We start from the raw sequence: 19,180 nt of genomic DNA, 5'->3' as shown, positions 1-19,180 counted from the left end.
CGATAGATGTACAAAACGATAGGAGGACGAACATGAATATACGTAAAAACATTGTCTATGCGACGTTATTCAATACTACAGGCAGTCAGATATTGATGGTCGAGAACCGTGGCGAACACGGTGACTACTATACACTGCCGGGAGGAACCGTCGAACATGACGAAACGCTACATACTGCGATTACACGCGAAGTGTTGGAGGAGACGGGCTTTACCATCATTCCAGGGGATATCGTTCATGTGGCGGAAGCATTCTTCCCGCAAGCGGGGGAACATTGTCTGTTTTTCTTCTTCGCGGGAGAAATCACTTCCGGTCAATTGAAGACGAATGTTCCAGAAGAAATTTCCGGACTCGTCTGGATGGACCGTGAAGAAGCGTTCAAACATCTTAATTTACCGGAAGCGTCAAAAGAGTCGCTTTTTGCTGGTCGAACGGTACCATATGATTTTGCCGGAGAAATCGTTCATACGTAAGGAAGTGTTACTTGACGTACTAAGGTGACGGATTTTCGGGTACAACACTACAGGAGCCTTACCCGAAATTTGCAGAAAGTCAGGTGAACACACAGTATGTCGATTCTTACGTTTCACGAAGTCAGCTATCAACACATCTTACATGAACTAACCGGTGAGTTCCGCGAAGGTGTCATCACGACGCTCGTCGGACCAAGTGGTGCCGGAAAATCGACGACATTGAAACACATCAACGGACTTATTTCTCCCGATCGCGGCGAAATTTGTTTTCGGGGCGAACCACTTGAGCAGATGAATCTGCTCGATGTCCGCAAACGGATCGGGATGGCGTTCCAAAGCGCGCCGATGATTCCGGGTACTGTCTACGATAATATCAATTTGCCGAAATCGATCTTCGGTGAATCGTTACCGCGCGAAGAAGCGGAACGTTTGCTACAACAAGTTGACCTATCCGTCGAACTTGAGCGACCGGTCAAAGATTTGTCCGGTGGTGAACGGAGCCGACTCGGAATCGCACGGACACTCGTCAATCGACCGGACGTCCTGTTGCTTGACGAAATCACGGCAAGTCTCGATTACCGGATGGTACAGGAGATTGAGAAGCTGATTCTTGATTTACAGCAGGAGTTACAGACGACGATCATTTGGATTACGCATGACTTAGAGCAAGCCAAGCGGGTCAGCGACGACGTCTGGTTTTTAAAGGATGGACGATTGATCGAGTCTGGTGCTTTTAAAGAACTCGCTTCAGGTGGTCAAGCACAGACACAAGCATTCTTGAAGGGGGAATCGATATGAGTTACCTCCAACTGGCAACTTCGCTCATCTTCATTCTGATCCCTCTTGTCTTAGCGCGGACGTTACGGTTGGGTTTAGAGAAGGACATCATCATCGCAACCGTTCGATCGATTGTACAGCTGCTGATCATCGGTTATATTTTGACGTTCGTCTTTGAAAGCGGCAGTCCAATTTTCATGTTACTGATGATTCTGTTGATGATCGGTGCAGCGACACTGAACGTCATCCGTAAAGGGGACGGGATTCCCGGGATCCAGTGGATCATCTTGTTCACACTGATTGCGGTCGAAGCATTGACGATGGGCATTTTGCTTGGGTTACGAATCATTCCGTTCGAAGCCCAGCAAGTCATTCCGATCAGCGGGATGGTCATTGGGAACTGTATGATTTTGTCCTTGTTGTTTCTTAATAAGTTCAAGGACGAGGTCGAACGAAGCGACGAGGTCATCGAACTGATTCTTTCGCTTGGTGGAGATGCGAAGACAGCGATTGATACGAGCTTAAAAGGCGCGATCCGGACAAGTATGATTCCAACGATTGAAGCGCAAAAAACGATGGGCCTCGTCCAATTGCCAGGGATGATGAGTGGGTTGATCATCGGTGGCGCGGATCCAATGGAAGCGGTCCTTTATCAACTATTGATTCTATTCCTGATCTTGACGACGGCGGCGATGGCATCGGTCCTCGTTGGTTTTCTATCCTACCGTCGACTATTCAATGAAAAAGCACAATTCATCGGTTTGACCTTTAAGAAAAAAGATATGTAAGGAGCACGTTATGCAGACTTATCCGATTACAGAAGCCGACCTGCAACTGGTCGAACTAGCAACCGAAACGATTCAAAGCCGCTATGCTGACGATAAACATCACGTCGCAGCTGCGTTACGGACGAAAGATGGCGCGACGAAAGTGGGCGTTCACGTCGAAGCCTATATCGGACGAGTGACGGTGTGCGCGGAAGCCATCACAATCGGTTCCGCCATCACGGATGGATTGACAGATTTTGAAACGATCGTCGCAGTTCGACATCCCTATTCGGATGAGACGGACCGAACGATTCATGTCGTCAGTCCGTGCGGCATGTGTCGCGAATTGATTTCCGATTATGCACCGGACGCGTTTGTCCTCTTGAAGATCGACGATCAGTTGACGAAAGTGCGGATTGCAGACTTAATTCCACTTAAATATGTTCGTTCGTGATTATAAGAATGGAAAAAAATTCGTTGATTTAAAAAAGAAACGAAGGAACTATCATCGTCTGAGATGTGTAGTTTCTTCGTTTTTCTTTTTGTAGAACACTTAGTTTTGTAATTGAAAAAAGCTCAACATCGTTAATGTATTCTTTTCTTCTCATTATGGTTTCCTTCCTCTTTTTATGAATTATGAAGTAATATAAAAAAAGAAAGGTATAATTTAAAAATATAAAATTTGTAATTTTACTTAAAAATTTTACTTAAATCTAAATTTAAAAGGAGTGTTATCATTTGGCGACGATTAAAGATATTGCTAAAAAAGTAGGTTGTTCCATTTCGACAGTTTCACGAGTATTAAATAATGATTTAAGTTTATCGGTTGGTGATGAGACGCGAACGCGGATATTTGAGGTGGCTGAAGAGCTTGGTTACAAAAAAAAGACGATGAAATCACTCGTTAAAAATATTGCTTTTTTGTATTGGTTGACAGATAAAGAGGAGCTTGAAGATATTTATTTTCACACGATGCGAATTGCGATCGAGAGATTGGCTAGGGAGAATAACATGGAGTTAACGACCTACAAAGTAGCGGATGGGATTGAAAAGATTCCGCTAAACATCGAGGGATTTATTGCAGTGGGTTCTTTTATGGATCGAGAACTGGAATATTTAAGAGAGTTGACGACTAATGGAGTCTTCATAGATTCGACACCAGATGCTGAACACTATGATTCGGTGCGTCCAGACCTTGACCAAATCACACGAAAGACAATAGAAGTTCTGAAGCAGCAGGGACATAAAGAAATTGGATTTATCGGTGGAACTTTTCAGAATGCTGATACAAATGTAGAAGAAATGGATGGGCGGGAACGTGCTTTTCGTAAGTATATGCAGCAAGAAGGAATGCTAAATGAGACATTTATCTTCTGTCATCATGGTTTTTCAGTTGATAATGGCTATTTTTTAATGAGTCAAGCGATTGAACGCCTTGGTGAAAATATGCCAACCGCTTTTTTTGTAGCGGCAGATCCAATCGCCGTCGGCTGTCTGCAAGCACTTCACGAAAAACAAATTGATGTCCCGAACCGCGTCAGCCTGATCAGTGTGAATAATACGAGTATCGCGAAGTATGTTTCGCCTCCCTTGACGACTTTCAATATTGATATTGAAGAAATTTGTAAAAACGCGATTCACTTATTACTTGAACAAATCATTGAAAAACGAAAAGTAGTAAAAACATTGTATATAGGTTCTGAGTTAATTATGAGAAAGAGCACTATTTAATTTTAGTAAAATTTTTACTAAAATTATTTACTAAATCTTTTTAGAGTGTTATATTTTATTTGTTAAAGCGCTTTCATTTGTGTTTTACAATTCTCTAAGGAGGTTTGGTTTTTTTATGAAAAAACAATTAAAATATTCTGCTGTGCTTAGTGGTTTTGTATTGAGTATGTCGTTAGCTGCGTGTGGTCCGCAAGATGAAGCAAAAAATACAGAGACTCAAAATGGAAAAATCAAATTGATTGTTTGGGAAGATATCGAAAAAAGCGAAGGAATCAAGTCTGCTGTGAAACGATTTGAAAAAGAGAATGATGTTAACATCAAAGTTGTTGAAAAACCGTACGCAAAACAAATTGAAGATCTCCGGTTGGACGGACCTGCCGGAACAGGTCCCGATTTATTGACGATGCCTGGAGACCAAATCGGAACGGCAGTAACGGAAGGAATCATAAAAGAAATAAAGGTTCCGAAAAACGTCCAGTCTCAATATACGGATGTTGCACTTGATTCACAAATCGTCAAGGGCAAAATCTACGGCGTGCCTAAAGCTGTGGAGACGACGATTCTATATTACAACAAGAAATTAGTCTCAGATAAAGCGTTACCTAAAACGATAGAAGATTGGTATACATTGTCGAAAAAGATGAAAACTGAAAAGTCGTTCGGTTTTTTAGCATTGTTTGACCAAGTTTATTATGCGCAGAGTGTCATGAGTGGATATGGCAGTTACATATTCAAGCGTTCGGAAAGTGGAGTATACGACACAAAAGACATCGGTTTAGCGAATGCTGGCGCAATCGAAGGAGCAAACCACATTCAAAAATTCTACAAGGAGAAGCTGTTTCCGTCGGGAATTATTGGTGAACAAGGGATTAACGTTTTGGAATCACTGTTTATGGAAGGAAAGGCAGCAGCTATCATCTCTGGTCCATGGAATGTTGGACCATTTGAGAAAGCGGGCATCGATTTTGGGGTCGCCAAACTTCCTGAGCTTGAAAATGGGAAAAATATGAGTTCATTTTTAGGTGTAAAAAGTTATAACGTTAGTAGCTATTCAAAACACGCAGAGCTTACTGAAAAATTAGCGCTCTATTTAACGAACGAAGAAAATTCAAAAAAACGCTTCGAAATCACAAAAGAAGTACCTGCCATCAGTGCATTAGCGAATGATCCGATTGTTACAAAAAGTCCAGCAGCTCAAGCCGTGGCAGAACAATCAAAATTTGCTGAGTTGACACCAAATATCCCAGAAATGAATGAAGTTTGGAAACCAGTCGATGCAGCCCTTCAAACTATCGCAACAGGAAAAGCTGAACCGAAACAAGCGATGACTCAAGCCGTTGATACCATTGAAGGACAAATTAAAGCGAAGCACAGCTCAAAATGAGAAGGATGACTCCGATCCGTCGGTTAGCCCATTGATGCAGTCTGTTGCTAAATAATTTGTGAAGAGGTGAAAGGCGTGCAACATCGTAGAATAGGTATGCTTTTGTCAGTGATTCCCGGACTCGGGCAATTGTATCATCGTCAGTGGATTAAAGGCGTGTTGTTATTTACGGTAAGTATTGCATTTTTAATTGCGTTCGCTGACTTGTTGAATATGGGGTTGTGGGGTATCGTGACGCTTGGTACGGAAGTGCCGCGAGACAACTCTATATTCTTACTAGCACAAGGTATCATCGCTATTATTGTATTGATGTTCGGTCTTGCCCTATATTTTTATAATCTTCGAGATGCATATCGAACAGGACAAAAAAGAGACGATGGATTACATATAAGTTCATTCAAATCAGATTACTTGAACCTGATTGGACAAGGATACCCTTATTTAGTAAGTAGTCCAGCATTGTTTCTCTTGATTTTTGCGGTTATTTTTCCGATTTTATTTAGTTTTGCGTTAGCTTTTACGAACTACGATCTTTATCATTCTCCACCAGCAAAATTAGCTGATTGGGTCGGTTTTTCTACATTTCTTCAAATATTCACAGTCGATATATGGCGATCGACATTCTTTGATGTGTTGTCATGGACGATTGTTTGGACATTAGTCGCATCGACCTTACAAATTTCAGTCGGGATATTTTTAGCGGTTCTTGTCAACCAGAAAGAAGTTCGTTTTAAAAAAGTCATTCGAACAATATTCGTCCTTCCTTGGGCAGTTCCAGGATTCGTGACGATTCTAGTATTCGCGGGACTATTCAATGATAGTTTTGGTTCAATTAACAACGATGTCCTCGCATTTTTTGGCATCGACGCCATACCTTGGCTGACGAACGAAAAGTGGACAAGGGTAGCACTCGTATTCATGCAAGGGTGGTTAGGCTTTCCCTATGTGTTTCTTGTCACGACAGGAGTCTTGCAATCGATTCCTGAAGATTTATATGAAGCGGCGACAATCGATGGCGCTTCATTCTTTGCAAAATTCCGCTTCATCACGATGCCGATGGTATTACTTGCGATGTCGCCAATCATCATTACGCAGTTTACATTTAATTTCAACAACTTCAATATCATTTATCTGTTCAATGGTGGTGGTCCGTCTGTACCTGGATCAAATGCAGGAGGGACCGATATTCTAGTATCTTGGATTTACAAATTGACGATGCAATCAGGTCAATATGCACTAGCCGCGGCTTTAACGATTTTACTATCGATTTTTGTCATTACGATTGCGCTTTGGCAGTTTAGACGAACAAATTCGTTTAAGGAAGGAGCGTGACGCTAGTGTCGAATATAAAAAGACTACGTTTCATTCGTATGACGATCACCTATGTCATTTTGTTAGTCGTATCGCTCGCCATCTTTTATCCACTCCTATGGACGATTGGTGCGAGTTTTAATCCAGGAAATAGTTTGGTCAGTACATCGCTCATTCCGAAAAATCCTACACTTGATCACTACCGCGAATTATTTGCTGGAAAAGAAAGTCTTCAATATAGTCAGTGGTACATGAACTCATTGAAAATCAGTTTGTTTACGATGATTGGAACTGTCATTAGTGTCTCTTTCACTGCATATGCTTTTTCGCGTTTTCGTTTCAAAGGACGTAATCAAGCATTGACTTTATTTTTGTTACTTCAAATGATTCCTCAATTTTCGGCTTTAATCGCGTTGTTCGTGCTAGCGCAAATTCTAGGGATGATGAACAGCCATTGGTTGTTAATTTTATTGTACATAGGCGGGCAAATTCCGATGAATACGTACTTGATGAAGGGTTATATGGACTCAATTCCATTAGACTTAGATGAAAGTGCAAAGTTGGATGGTGCAAGTAATACAAGAATATTCCTTCAAATCATCATGCCATTATGTCGACCAATGTTAGCGGTCATTGCGATGAATGGGTTCACCGGACCACTTGGAGACTTTGTTTTGGCATCGACGATACTTCGAACGCAAGAATCCTATACGTTACCCATCGGTCTATTTAACTTAGTGAATGAAGCGATGGGAGCAAGTTATACGACATTTGCAGCAGGTGCGATTTTGATTAGTATTCCGATCGCTGTCGTCTTCGTTCTGCTCCAGAAGCATTTCGTAGCCGGTTTGACGGCTGGTGGAACAAAAGGGTAATAGATAGAAATCAGTTTTTTTAGGAGAGGAATATCTATGGAGAAATCAGGTAAATCTTATGTAACGTCTGCTAGGCGAATGCTCCATGGTGGAGACTATAACCCGGATCAATGGTTGGATGTTCCGCATGTCTTACGCCAAGATATCGAATTGATGCGTCTCGCTCATACGAATACGTACTCCATCGGCATTTTTGCCTGGAGTGCATTAGAGCCGGAAGAGGGGGTTTACACGTTCGAGTGGTTGGATCGAATCATAGATGACATTCATCAAAATGGTGGAAATGTAATTTTAGCGACACCGAGTGGAGCAAGGCCCGCATGGTTATCGCAAGCATATCCTGAAGTATTGCGCGTCGATGAACGACGGGTTCGACAGCTTCATGGCGGACGTCATAATCATTGTTTCAGTTCGCGTGTTTATCGGCAAAAAACGCAACACATCAATCGACTATTGGCGAATCGTTATGGGAAACATCCGGCATTATTGATGTGGCATATCTCGAATGAATACGGGGGAGAGTGTCATTGTGATCAATGCCAATCCGCTTTTCGTGTCTGGTTACAAGAAAAATATAAAACACTTGATCGGCTGAATGCTGCTTGGTGGGGAGCATTTTGGAGCCATACGTTCAACGCATGGTCGCAGATTGAATCGCCGTCGCCAATCGGCGAAAGCATGGTCCACGGCTTAAATTTAGATTGGCGTCGTTTTATCACGGATCAAACCATTAATTTCTATCAAAATGAAATTCAGCCATTACGCGAAGTGACTCCGAATATACCGGTGACTACCAATTTCATGGCAGATACGGATGACTTGATTCCCTTCCAGTCGCTTGATTATAGTCAGTTCGCGAAATATGTTGATGTCGTGAGCTGGGATGCGTATCCAGCTTGGCATAACGACAGGGAGTCAACGAGTCGTTTGGCGATGAAGGTCGGATTTATTAACGATCTATTTCGTAATCTAAAACAACAACCGTTCTTGTTAATGGAATCGACGCCGAGTGCCGTTAATTGGCATCCTGTCAATAAAGCTAAACGACCAGGAATGCATTTGTTATCTTCGATGCAAATGATTGCCCATGGTTCGGATAGCGTACTTTACTTCCAGTGGCGTAAATCTCGAGGGTCATCTGAAAAATTTCATGGGGCAGTCGTCGATCATGATGGAAGTTCTGAAAATCGTGTCTTTCAAGAAGTTGCAGAAGTCGGTCGTTTGTTAGAACAATTAGATGAAGTCGTTGGTACACATCGTCCAGCCGAAGTTGCGATTTTATACGACTGGGAGAACAACTGGGCATTTGACGATGCGCAAGGATTTTCGAATGACACGAAGCGTTATCCCCAAACACTCCAAGAACATTACCGGGCGTTTTACGAGCGTGATATTCCGATAGATGTCATTACAAAAGAACAAGATTTTGATGGTTACAAACTGTTGATCGTTCCGATGCTTTATTTAGTCAGTCAAGAGACAATCGAACGGTTAAATCGATTCGTCGCGCAAGGTGGGACTCTCATATCGACGTATTTGACCGGGCTAGTTGATGAATCTGACTTAACTTATTTTGGTGGATGGCCAAGTGAGTTAAAAACGATGTTCGGAATCGAGCCAGTTGAAAACGATACGCTATACCCAATGGATAAAAATGGAGTGAAGTTCCGCGATAAGACATATGAACTAAAGGATTATGCGACAGTCTTGAAAGTAGTGACAGCTGAAACAGTTGGAGTTTATACAGAAGACTTTTATGCTGAGACAGCGGCAGTGACGCGGAATAATCACGGAGAGGGCGTCGCTTGGTACATTGGTGGAAGGTTGGAGGAGCGATTCCAAAACGATTTTTATGCAGAAATCATCTCTTCGTTGAATTTGCTATCGCCTCTTCAGATTGAACATCCAGAAGGTGTCTCGGTGCAGGTGAGAATCGATGCGTCGTCTATCTACGGATTTATCATGAATTTTTCGGAAGAAGTCAAAGCGATTGAACTGAAAAATCCAGTCGAAGAATACTTGACGAAAGAACGACTCATCGGAACTATGTTACTACAACCGTACGAAGTAAGAATTGTGAAGTGTAGCACCGAAAAATAACGTCGTCAGAAAATATGTAGAAAGTATAGGGTGGAACGGATTTTGCAAAATATTCTCAGAAACCGAGGCTGAGATGATGTAAATCGGTAACAGTACTGAAAAACGCAGGATCTCCTTATCAAATGATAGGGAGGTCCTTTCGTATTTATGAGGTAAAAGTCGATTAGCTTAGATGGGGCTCGATTTGATTCCCAGTTAATCAAACTCCCAACTGCCTTGGACAATCAAGGTATTGCAGTGTTCATTCTCCCTTATTTCGAGTAATCCCTGTTCAATCCGATTGCAGGTTTGTCCATTTAGAACCATATAATGGACGTCCTCGATTATATTCTCGACAAAACCGATTGTCACAATTGGATTTTCATCCGTATCCTGAGTGAAGTATAGATTGTCCTGGTGCATACACAGTGTCATCTCGGTTCCATTCAAATTCAAAAAATGTGTTCGCTGTGACGGGAACCCCGCTATCCTTAAGATTTGTCATCCCAAATCCATTGGAGTAGACGACTTCCTGATCTTTGACGCTCGCTAGCGAAAATCCAGAGATCGATTGAGAAATAGCTTGTTCTTGAATAGAGTGATCTAACGTGCAAATCATCTATTCACTTACTTTCTAATTTGTATGTTTGCCTTTTCCTTATTAGGACTAGCTCGTTCAAATGAGTACAATTCCTTTTATTCCCATGATAATTTGCGTATAACAGCTTTTATGTATTTACTTCTAAAAAATACTTATATTGGTTATTATAATAATATCATGTTGCTGGAGGGATCTTGGTGGACAGTTTATTAGAAATAGAACGATTATCAAAAACCTATACGCGGGGAACAGAAACGGTCGAGGCATTAAAACAAATCTCCTTCACGTTAGAAGAAGGTGGTTTCATCGCCATCATGGGAACAAGTGGCTCCGGAAAAAGTACACTATTGAATATAGTAGGGGCACTTGACACACCAACTAGTGGAACGTTGACGCTAAAGGGAAAACGACAACGCGATATCTTCACTGAACCTGTTGCGACACTGTATCGTCAGCAGCACATCGGTTTTATCTTTCAATCGTTTCACCTGCTTGATGATTTGACGGTCCATGAGAATATCGCCTTACCGTTGATGTTGAAGGGGATGGATGACAAAACGATCAACCAAGAGGTAGAGATTTGGCTCAAACGAGTCGGACTGACGAAGTGGAACAATCATCGACCGCAAGAGCTGTCGGGTGGACAACAACAACGTGTCGCGATCGCACGTGCCTTGATCAGTCGACCACCGATCATCTTAGCGGATGAGCCGACGGGGAACCTCGATTTCAAGACATCTGCTGAAATCATGCAGTTGCTTCAAGAACTCAATCGCGAACAACAAACGAGCATCCTGCTTGTGACCCATGATGCGACCGTAGCGGCTCATGCGAAACGTGTGCTGTATTTCCATGACGGACAGATCGTCGCCGATCAGCTGTCGACCGGAGACGTGGCACCGATCTTAGAAACATACGAGCAGTTCGTGGGGGCTGTATGAAACGACAACATCTCTTCCGTCTTTCTCACCGACTGTACCGTAAAAGTCCGATGATTCTATTGACCTCAATCGGAAGCGTCATGATTTCGATTGGTCTCGTCTTAACGATGGTCATTTTTTTACTACATAATCAAGCCGCAATCGAAGCGGATCGTGAACAAAGATACGGTCAAGTCGATCTGACGGTCAAATATACACCTGAAGATGAGCAGGCGGATCAGTCCGTGTTTGAGCAACTTAAAAAGGATCACGATGTCTTGGACGCAGAGTCGATCTTACAGACGACAGCGCGCGTCGCTGGTCAAACGATGGCCGACGTGGAAACGATGGGAGTTCATTCGGATGCCCTGGCGAAAAGTCGGTATCATTTCACGAACGATTTGAAACAGGGAGAAGCGATCGTGTCAGCTCGACTCGCGACGTCGCTTGATCGTAGTGTCGGACAAACGCTTCGCGTTGGAGAAGCGACGTATCGAATCCGTGAGATTTTACCAAATACAAAAACATCTGAAGCTTCGCACGATCAAGTCTTGCTTTCGTATGCTGATCTGAAAAAGAACCATCCAATCGAAACGAAAGCCGTCTTGCTCAATCTAAAAAAAGAGGTGGATTTCGTCCACTATGCCGATACACTCGTCAAAGCGAATCCGAAGCTCCGGGTTGAACTTGCGGAGGGGCAAGCGCTCTCACCGGCGCTGAACGGCTACATCGGAATCTTGTCAGTACTGATCCTTGTCGTCTCCGGCTTCATCTTGATGGCGAACTTCGACTTGTATTTACGCAAACATGCTGTCCAATTTGCGATCATGCGGACGCTTGGAGCGACAACACGACAACTGTTCCAGCTGTTCTTCGTTCAATCTGGGTTGATTGTCTTAGCCGGAATGATGCTTACGATTCTAGGCAGTATTTGCTTACCGTTACTTGGTCAACTCGTATGGCCGACAGAGGGTAAAATGATCGTCTCCCTCATGATTGATCAGGGAGCGTTCTTGATGCTCATCACGTTAGGTAGTGCCTTGTTAATTCTGCTGTTGCTCGCGAGTACGGCTTATCGAAAACGAGATGTGTTACCACTCCACGTTTTGCGAGAAAATCTGAAAACGGCGTCACGACCGACCCGGCGAAAACGTCTCGTCCTTGCTAGTAGTGGATTGACCGGCAGCTTAGTATTATTCGCTGAAGTGATTGCCAGTACGGGTGGGTCACGGGCGATCGCCTGGCTTGGTGCGACCGTCGCTTTTTTACTGACGATGTATCTCGCGACGCCGCTCCTCTTGAAAGGAGTGCTCCATCGAGCGGAACCGATCGTTCGTCGGTTAGCGGGACCGACGAGTTTCGTCGCCTTCCGGGGCGTGTTGCCGCAACTTCGGAAAAATGCCTGGTTGATGCTGATCGTTCAAGTCTTAATGATCATCGTCGTCATCGGATCGACGTTCCTTGAGACGGTGCAACAAAACGAGCGGAAGTACATCATCAGCCAATATCCGACGGAGGTCGTCTTAAAGAGTCGTTTAGATGAAGGATCGCAAGGAGACCCGCTACAATTGATTCGACGGATTGAAACCGAGTTACCTGGCGCAAAAGCGACCTTCCTATCGTCTCGAAGCTCCTTTGAATACCAGTTGCTTCAGGAAGATGTCTCAATCGAGTACGAAGTGACGGACTATCGTCGTCTTGACGTCTTAGAGGGAGAACAGACGAGTGACACAGACGGAATCATCATCTCACGTACCTTCGCTAAAAAACATAGTCTCCAAAAAGGCGATACGTTGCCGCTCGGCCGATGGGATGGGGAACAAGAGCGAAGCGTTTCGCTCGGTCAATTCCGAATCGTTGGAATCGAAAAGAAGATAGCACCAGACATCCTCGTGGATTGGCGGAATGAGGAGCTACGGCAACCAAGCGATCACATCTTGAATGTCTTTATCGACGTTCCATCCGAGTTAAAGAAGGCGCAAGTGACAAAAAAATTATCAGAGATCACGCAAAGTTATCCGACATTGCAAATGAATCGACTATCTGACGCGCTTCATGATGCGGAGCAACAAACGACGGAACGTTGGTTCGTCTTCATCATTGCGCTTGTCGTCATGAGTGGATCCGTCTGGTTCGGACTTGCAAACGCCTTACTCAGTTTCGTGAGTGGAAAACGAGGCGAGTATGCCTTGCTACGAACGATTGCGCTGACTCGAAACAGGCTGCGTCAATTGACACTCATTCAAATGCTCTTGTTCATTGGGAGCGGCATCATCTTTGGACTGATCAGTGGTCTTGGTGCGACAATCTTCGTGACACGGATTGATGATACAGGATCATTCTATCTCAACGTCCCGACGATTGCTGGAACTATTGCCGGTTTGGTGGTGCTTGTCCTAGCCATCGCTTGGTTCGTCACCCGACGGAAGCAGGAAAACCTCGTTCACGAATTGAAACAGTAAGTATGGGCAAGTGAACCGGGGGGATCGAATTGCGAAAAACGATCGGGGCGATTTTATTACTTGTAGTGATTGGCGGTGTTGGTTGGTGGATGATCGCAGATGAACGGGATGCAACCTATGAGCAGATTGTTGAAGTGCAAGTCGTTCGGCACGTGACGAAGCAGTTCGGGCGCGACAATATCGCGTCAGTCAAACCTTATTTCGTAGCGTCCGAATCATCAAAATCACGACGTCACCAGATTGCCGTTCAATTGAAATCGGCACCGACTGGAGAATACCGGATGTACCGCGTATTTCAGAATAAGGTCGAATACATTGGTCGATCACGAACCGTTCGATCAGATTAAACAGGTACGTTGAATCAGTTGGGGGATTTAAATGAAAACGAAAGCCGAACGTATCGCGTTCATTCAAGAAGAAAAACGTCAACTCGCTAAACCACGTTTGTACAGCTCGTTACTGTACGGCTTTAGCATCCTGTTGTTCGTCGCCAATCGGGACATGTACTGGCCACTATTTTTATTATTTGTAGCACTAGTCTGGATTGCGCGGATCCACTCGCAAGAAGTCGAACGTGATATGGCTTTAACGATAGAACCACAGATGAAGAAAATCATTCAATGGCAGTATGTAACGGATTTTCTGTTCGTCATCTTAATGGGATTATTCTTTCCAATACTAATCGTATTCGATTTACCATTTTTCCTAAGTTTTGCCGTCTACGTCGTGTTTGCTATCGCTTTGCTCGTATCCGATATGCTACTTGAACGTAATGGAAAGCGGCTCGATGTCGAGCATCCGACAAAGAAGGAATTGCGGACGTATCCGAAGACGTGGAAAAAGATTTAATTCGTGGAGCCGGTCGTTGAACCGGCTCCTTTTTGAGCATTCCGGTCGCTTCAGCGTGCGAGACTGCCGTATGATGAAAGGGCACATGAATAAGGAGGTCCTCGTATGCTTGCAATCATCATTGGATTTATCATCGGTTTGCTCGTACCGGTTCAAACGAGTGTCAATACGCGATTGCGGGGCGTCGTCGGTTCGCCATTCCTCGCTTCGCTGATTTCCTTTTCGATTGGCTCATTATTCTTATTGATTCTTGTGTTGCTGGTCGACGGGAACCTCACAGGTCTCACAGCTGCTGCCGATGAACCGTACTGGATCTGGGCTGGAGGGGTACTCGGTGTCATCTATTTGACCGGGAACATCTTGTTGTTTCCGCGACTCGGAGGCGTCCAAACGGTCATCATGCCGATTTTTGGTCAGGTCATCATGGGACTGTTGATTGATCATTTCGGATTGTTTGAAGCGAACGTCACGACACTTTCGTTAACGCGGATCATCGGTGCAACGCTTGTGTTACTCGGTGTCGTCGGAACGGTCGCGCTCGGTGACTATTTAGCACGGCGCCACAAGCAACAGATGGCATCAACAGAAAAATCGTTGTTTCTCTGGCGTGTGTTCGGGATTCTGACTGGTACGTTGGGTGCTGCTCAAACGGCTATCAATGGTCATCTTGGAAGTGTTCTCGGTTCAGCTGTGAAAGGTGCCTTGATTTCGTTCGTCATCGGAACGGTTACCTTACTGCTGCTAAATCTGATCCTACGAACAAAGTGGCAAATGGATCGCACCCAACCACTTCCCGCATGGATTTGGATTGGGGGATTGATTGGTGCATTATTCGTTGCCGGCAATGCCTTCATCGTTCCGCTCGTCGGTACAGGTCTCGCTGTCGTGATCGTCACGATTGGTTTACTGACTGGCAGTCTGTTGATTGATCGTTTCGGTTGGTTCGGTGCAAAGAAACAACCGGTCACAGGTGTGCAAATCGTCAGCTTGCTCATCATGCTTGGTGGTATCGTATTGATTCGGCTGTAAATCAAAGACATCTGCAATCCGTCGGTTGCAGATGTCTATTTTTATGTTGTTAAATGGAAATATGAGGTAAAATGAAAGGGTGATAAGGAGGAATAAGATGAGACGTATCATACAACATACATACGGAGAGGCTAACGTGCTTCAACAAGATGAATGTTTGGATCCAGTACTTAACCCTGGAGAGGTCTTGATTCGAGTTGCTTGGGCGGGTGTGAATTTTGCTGATATAAAACAACGCCGAGGAGGAAAAGCAACGGGTACATTTCCGGTCGTACTTGGTTTAGACGTAACCGGCATTGTAATAGCTTCTAACCCAAATTCGGCATTTCAAATAGGCGATCGTGTCATGGCATTTGCAAAAACCGGATCATATGCCGAAATCGTTCGAGCGGACGAGCGACTCGTATATCGAGTCCCACTATCGATCTCGTTGCGGGAAGCAATCTTATTTACTACAGTAGGAATTCTGAGCGAGATGTTATTGACTGAAATTGGTCAAGTGAAGCCGACGGACACAATCATTATTCATAGTGCAGCAGGTGGAGTAGGCACTGCATTGATTCAGCTTGCGTTACATAGAGGTGTGAAGCAACTCATCGCAACAGTAGGAAATCTTGAGAAAATAAAATACGTACAATCGTTTGGTGTGGAACATGTATTCACATATGATGATTTTGCCGAAAACGTCCTTTTGTTGACGAATGGGAAGGGAGCAGATGTCATTTTTGATTCTGTCGCAGGTCACGTAACGCGAAAAAGTCTTGATTGTCTCGCTAATTACGGGACACTCGTACAATTTGGTAACAGTAGCGGATCAGCAGGTGAACTCTCGACGACTGATGTCCATGCCAGTTGCCGGACGATTCGTGGATTTAGCCTTGGAACGACGCGTCAATTGGATCCAAATCGGATTAAACGGGCTGCATCCCATATCCTGCTTCTACTCGAAAATAAGAAATTGAAGATGCCGATGATTCACGAGTTTCAACTATCAGAAGTGCAAGAGGCACATCAGTTGATGGAATCCCGACAGTATCAAGGGAAAATAGTTCTACGAATCGGAGGAGATGAGTGTGGATCATAAAGAAATTGAACAGCGATTACGAAACGATCATGAGTTACAAGAGATGCTAGCGTTGGTAGCGACACTCCACTTGCCTGATTGGTGGATCTGTGCCGGTGTCTTACGTTCGAAAATTTGGAACGTCGAACGACAGGCGACATCGGACATCGATATCGTCTATTTCGATCCTATTGATCTTTCGGAAGCCACGGAAAAACGTCATGAAGAACAGTTACGAAAATTATTGGATTTGCCGTGGTCTGTTAAAAATCAAACGCGAATGCATCTCGTCAATGGATTACCACCTTATCAGTCCGCAAAGGATGCGATTTCACAGTTTCCTGAGACCGTCACAGCAATCGGCGTGACGAGACGACCAGACTTTGAACTTTACCTTCCATATGGAGCAGATGACTTTACAGATCGAATTATTCGCCCGACACCATCTTTTCAAACCGGCACCGCGCGTCATTCGATTTTTCAGCGACGGGTGATCGAAAAAGGATGGCAAGACGATCCAGGTCTACATATATGTACATGAGATAAGAAGGAGCTTATGCGATGAAAAGAATCAGTTATAAAAAAACAATACCGCTCATACTATTGGGACTCCTCTGTATCAGCGGTTGCGCGCCAGAAAAAAATATCGAAGTGAAGGAAAAGATTCACGTTGATGGTACAAGTGTGTTTGACAGCGGGTCCTATCCGACTGCTGTAGAGACGGCCGAGCATCAGTTTAAATATGACTTGAGTGACAAGTCCACCTATACGTTAAAGCAAGACGATTTCCGAGTGGACGCGCGATTCGATGACTATAATTTACTGCTAGCAAGCGTCATCGATGGACGATATGATTCGCTAATGATTTATGAAAAGAAGTCGAACTGGATGTTAAGCAGTTCGATGGATCTCATTCGGGATCAATCCACGAAAGGCGAGTCGATCGAAGGGAGTCTAGCGTGGGAAGGAAACAAGAAAAAAATGACGACGAAAATTGTCACGAATCGTCATTACACGATGATCGAGACACGACTGAAAAGTGAGCGTATTCCAGCTCGATTCGGAGAACGAACGCGCACTATCAACGGGTTGAAAGTACATATTCAAAAGCAAGGGAAACAGCTTAATCTTGCCTATCAAAACGGGACCTCCGTCATCTGGCTCATCAGTGATCGACCAGAAAAAGTTCTGCTTCGACTCATCACGGCATTTCCAGACAGTCCGATTTCGGAGCTATCCGATGACTTTTAGATCCGCCACGGTGGATCTTTTTTTTAGGACCCAGTTGGAAATTGTACATGGTTGAGGTCGAGGGGCGTTTATCTGTGAAGCATAGCGGGAATCTTATTCATGCAATCATATGTTGAAAATAATGAAACGATCGATGGTCGTACAGGTGAGGTGAGTTGTTAATCGTAACGCATTCATAGAAAAGGAAGTGAGAACTTCATGCGATTCAGAAGGGAACATGTCAATGTCGTTGATCCGGCGCAAACGAAAAAGAGTGTCTATGCGACCGGAATCGGCAATGCGATGGAATGGTTTGATTTTGGGTTGTACTCCTACCTCGCCGTCATCATCAGTCAAAATTTCTTTAGTGGTGTAGAAAATGATGAACTGAAGCTGGTCTTTACGTTTGCGACGTTTGCGATCGCCTTTTTGATGCGACCACTCGGCGGATTGATCTTTGGACGAATGGGCGATCGTCTGGGACGAAAAGTCGTCTTGACGACGACGATCGTCATGATGGCATTTTCGACCTTGTTGATTGGTCTGCTGCCGACCTACGATCAAATCGGTGTCTGGGCACCGATTCTTTTACTGTTGGCAAGGATCTTGCAAGGCTTTTCGACTGGTGGTGAATATGCTGGTGCGATGGTCTATATCGCCGAGTCTTCACCCGATAAACACCGGAGCGCGTACGGTAGTGGTCTTGAAATTGGAACATTAGCTGGGTATATTCTTGCTTCCGTGTTAGCGACGATCTTGTTCGTCTCTCTATCAGACGATCAAATGTCATCTTGGGGATGGCGTATTCCCTTCATCTTAGGCGCACCACTCGGATTATTTGGTCTTTATCTTCGGCGACACTTGGATGAGTCACCGATTTTCGAGAATGAGATCGATGAGAGTGAACAGGAACAAGCGACGTTTCGGACGATCATCCAAGAACACCGGAAAGACATCATCGTCTGCTTTATCGCCGTTGCTTTCTATAACATCACGAACTATATGTTGTTATCCTATATGCCGTCTTATCTGGATGAAATCATCGGTCTACCGAGTGCAACGAGTACGATGTTAATCACCGGTGTCATGATCATCATGATTCCGCTCGCTTTCTCGTTCGGTCGCTTGAGCGATCGACGCGGCAATCGACGATTGGTACTGCTTGGATTGACGGGGTTAGCCTTAACATCGATCCTCTCATTCTTCCTGATCGGGCAAGACTGGTTGTTATTCGTCGGCATCGGGATCTTCATTATTGGTTTCTTTTTGTCAATTTTCGAGGGAACAATGCCAAGTCTGTTGCCAAGTATTTTTTATTCAGATGTGCGATACCGGACGCTTTCCGTTACCTTTAATATCGCAGTGTCGATCTTTGGTGGGACGACCCCACTCGTCTCGACCTGGCTTGTGCACACGACAGAAGATCCACTCGCTCCAGCCTATTACCTGACAGCCGTCAGCGTCATTGGCTTCATCACTTTCTTCTTTTTCTTTGAGAACACAGCAGGTAAGGCGCTCAAAGGATCACATCCGACGGTTGCTTCGGAAAAGGAAGTACATGAAGTCGCAAAAAATCCAGAAGATGCGCTGTGGTGGAAAGAAGATGACAAAAAAGAATGACGATAAAAC

18 protein-coding genes are annotated in these 19,180 nt (G+C 44.4%); all 18 read left to right on the top strand.

What is annotated here, in order from left to right:
- Nucleotides 1-32 precede the first annotated feature (32 nt).
- The 18 genes from Q7C19_RS05230 (at nt 33) to Q7C19_RS05145 (ending at nt 19,171) form a co-directional block, all read left to right on the top strand.
- Nucleotides 33-473 (top strand): NUDIX domain-containing protein, encoded by a 441-nt coding sequence (locus tag Q7C19_RS05230; RefSeq protein WP_290773883.1) that lies wholly within the window; start codon nt 33-35, stop codon nt 471-473.
- Nucleotides 474-569: 96 nt separating this feature from the next.
- A complete protein-coding gene (locus Q7C19_RS05225) occupies nt 570-1,271 on the top strand; it encodes an ABC transporter ATP-binding protein (RefSeq protein ID WP_375091821.1) in 702 nt (233 codons plus the stop codon).
- Nucleotides 1,268-2,038: an ABC transporter permease gene (locus tag Q7C19_RS05220; protein ID WP_375091820.1), complete on the top strand. Its 771-nt coding sequence runs from the start codon at nt 1,268-1,270 to the stop codon at nt 2,036-2,038. The genes Q7C19_RS05225 and Q7C19_RS05220 overlap by 4 nt, the downstream gene beginning before the upstream one ends.
- A gap of 10 nt (nt 2,039-2,048) precedes the next feature.
- A complete protein-coding gene (locus Q7C19_RS05215) occupies nt 2,049-2,471 on the top strand; it encodes a cytidine deaminase (RefSeq protein WP_290786701.1) in 423 nt (140 codons plus the stop codon).
- 284 nt (nt 2,472-2,755) lie between these two features.
- Nucleotides 2,756-3,748, top strand: coding sequence for a LacI family DNA-binding transcriptional regulator (locus Q7C19_RS05210; protein ID WP_214854065.1), 993 nt, complete (start codon nt 2,756-2,758; stop codon nt 3,746-3,748).
- Between the two features lie 115 nt (nt 3,749-3,863).
- On the top strand, nt 3,864-5,132 hold the full coding sequence (gene ganS / locus Q7C19_RS05205) for a galactooligosaccharide ABC transporter substrate-binding protein GanS (protein ID WP_375091819.1): 1,269 nt from the start codon (nt 3,864-3,866) through the stop codon (nt 5,130-5,132).
- 75 nt (nt 5,133-5,207) lie between these two features.
- On the top strand, nt 5,208-6,464 hold the full coding sequence (ganP, locus tag Q7C19_RS05200) for a carbohydrate ABC transporter permease (RefSeq protein ID WP_214854061.1): 1,257 nt from the start codon (nt 5,208-5,210) through the stop codon (nt 6,462-6,464).
- A gap of 38 nt (nt 6,465-6,502) precedes the next feature.
- Nucleotides 6,503-7,318: a galactooligosaccharide ABC transporter permease GanQ gene (gene ganQ / locus Q7C19_RS05195; protein WP_214854717.1), complete on the top strand. Its 816-nt coding sequence runs from the start codon at nt 6,503-6,505 to the stop codon at nt 7,316-7,318.
- Between the two features lie 36 nt (nt 7,319-7,354).
- A complete protein-coding gene (locus Q7C19_RS05190; protein WP_375091818.1) occupies nt 7,355-9,418 on the top strand; it encodes a beta-galactosidase in 2,064 nt (687 codons plus the stop codon).
- A 774-nt stretch (nt 9,419-10,192) separates the two neighbouring features.
- Nucleotides 10,193-10,939 carry an ABC transporter ATP-binding protein gene (locus Q7C19_RS05185; RefSeq protein ID WP_375091817.1) on the top strand — a complete coding sequence of 249 codons (747 nt, stop codon included), beginning with the start codon at nt 10,193-10,195 and terminating at the stop codon, nt 10,937-10,939.
- Nucleotides 10,936-13,380: an ABC transporter permease gene (locus tag Q7C19_RS05180; RefSeq protein WP_375091816.1), complete on the top strand. Its 2,445-nt coding sequence runs from the start codon at nt 10,936-10,938 to the stop codon at nt 13,378-13,380. The genes Q7C19_RS05185 and Q7C19_RS05180 overlap by 4 nt, the downstream gene beginning before the upstream one ends.
- A 29-nt stretch (nt 13,381-13,409) precedes the next feature.
- Entirely contained in the window at nt 13,410-13,727 is a 318-nt protein-coding gene (locus Q7C19_RS05175) for a hypothetical protein (protein WP_035407705.1), read from the top strand.
- Nucleotides 13,728-13,758: 31 nt separating this feature from the next.
- Complete coding sequence (locus Q7C19_RS05170; RefSeq protein ID WP_375091815.1) at nt 13,759-14,229, top strand: hypothetical protein; 471 nt, start codon at nt 13,759-13,761, stop codon at nt 14,227-14,229.
- Between the two features lie 105 nt (nt 14,230-14,334).
- The gene (locus Q7C19_RS05165) at nt 14,335-15,258 is read left to right on the top strand and encodes a DMT family transporter (RefSeq protein WP_375091814.1); all 924 of its coding nucleotides are present in this window, start codon (nt 14,335-14,337) and stop codon (nt 15,256-15,258) included.
- Between the two features lie 97 nt (nt 15,259-15,355).
- Nucleotides 15,356-16,342 (top strand): quinone oxidoreductase family protein, encoded by a 987-nt coding sequence (locus tag Q7C19_RS05160; protein WP_329468480.1) that lies wholly within the window; start codon nt 15,356-15,358, stop codon nt 16,340-16,342.
- The gene (locus Q7C19_RS05155; protein WP_375091813.1) at nt 16,332-16,862 is read left to right on the top strand and encodes a nucleotidyltransferase family protein; all 531 of its coding nucleotides are present in this window, start codon (nt 16,332-16,334) and stop codon (nt 16,860-16,862) included. The genes Q7C19_RS05160 and Q7C19_RS05155 overlap by 11 nt, the downstream gene beginning before the upstream one ends.
- A 20-nt stretch (nt 16,863-16,882) precedes the next feature.
- On the top strand, nt 16,883-17,572 hold the full coding sequence (locus Q7C19_RS05150) for a hypothetical protein (RefSeq protein WP_375091812.1): 690 nt from the start codon (nt 16,883-16,885) through the stop codon (nt 17,570-17,572).
- A 198-nt stretch (nt 17,573-17,770) separates the two neighbouring features.
- The gene (locus tag Q7C19_RS05145; RefSeq protein WP_375091811.1) at nt 17,771-19,171 is read left to right on the top strand and encodes an MFS transporter; all 1,401 of its coding nucleotides are present in this window, start codon (nt 17,771-17,773) and stop codon (nt 19,169-19,171) included.
- Nucleotides 19,172-19,180 lie beyond the last annotated feature (9 nt).

It is taken from the genome of Exiguobacterium sp. PHA03 (genome assembly GCF_041945985.1).
GTDB lineage: Bacteria > Bacillota > Bacilli > Exiguobacteriales > Exiguobacteriaceae > Exiguobacterium_A.
This window is presented reverse-complemented; position numbering and strand designations above follow the sequence as displayed.

Excerpts from the sequence above, each read along its gene's own strand:
- Q7C19_RS05150 (WP_375091812.1), top strand. The coding sequence starts at position 16,883 with ATGAAAAGAATCAGTTATAAAAAAACAATACCGCTCATACTATTGGGA.
- Q7C19_RS05170 (WP_375091815.1), top strand. The coding sequence starts at position 13,759 with ATGAAAACGAAAGCCGAACGTATCGCGTTCATTCAAGAAGAAAAACGT.
- Q7C19_RS05225 (WP_375091821.1), top strand. The coding sequence starts at position 570 with ATGTCGATTCTTACGTTTCACGAAGTCAGCTATCAACACATCTTACAT.
- Q7C19_RS05190 (WP_375091818.1), top strand. The coding sequence starts at position 7,355 with ATGGAGAAATCAGGTAAATCTTATGTAACGTCTGCTAGGCGAATGCTC.
- Q7C19_RS05215 (WP_290786701.1), top strand. The coding sequence starts at position 2,049 with ATGCAGACTTATCCGATTACAGAAGCCGACCTGCAACTGGTCGAACTA.
- Q7C19_RS05230 (WP_290773883.1), top strand. The coding sequence starts at position 33 with ATGAATATACGTAAAAACATTGTCTATGCGACGTTATTCAATACTACA.
- ganS (WP_375091819.1), top strand. The coding sequence starts at position 3,864 with ATGAAAAAACAATTAAAATATTCTGCTGTGCTTAGTGGTTTTGTATTG.
- Q7C19_RS05220 (WP_375091820.1), top strand. The coding sequence starts at position 1,268 with ATGAGTTACCTCCAACTGGCAACTTCGCTCATCTTCATTCTGATCCCT.
- Q7C19_RS05165 (WP_375091814.1), top strand. The coding sequence starts at position 14,335 with ATGCTTGCAATCATCATTGGATTTATCATCGGTTTGCTCGTACCGGTT.
- Q7C19_RS05160 (WP_329468480.1), top strand. The coding sequence starts at position 15,356 with ATGAGACGTATCATACAACATACATACGGAGAGGCTAACGTGCTTCAA.
- Q7C19_RS05180 (WP_375091816.1), top strand. The coding sequence starts at position 10,936 with ATGAAACGACAACATCTCTTCCGTCTTTCTCACCGACTGTACCGTAAA.
- ganQ (WP_214854717.1), top strand. The coding sequence starts at position 6,503 with ATGACGATCACCTATGTCATTTTGTTAGTCGTATCGCTCGCCATCTTT.
- Q7C19_RS05145 (WP_375091811.1), top strand. The coding sequence starts at position 17,771 with ATGCGATTCAGAAGGGAACATGTCAATGTCGTTGATCCGGCGCAAACG.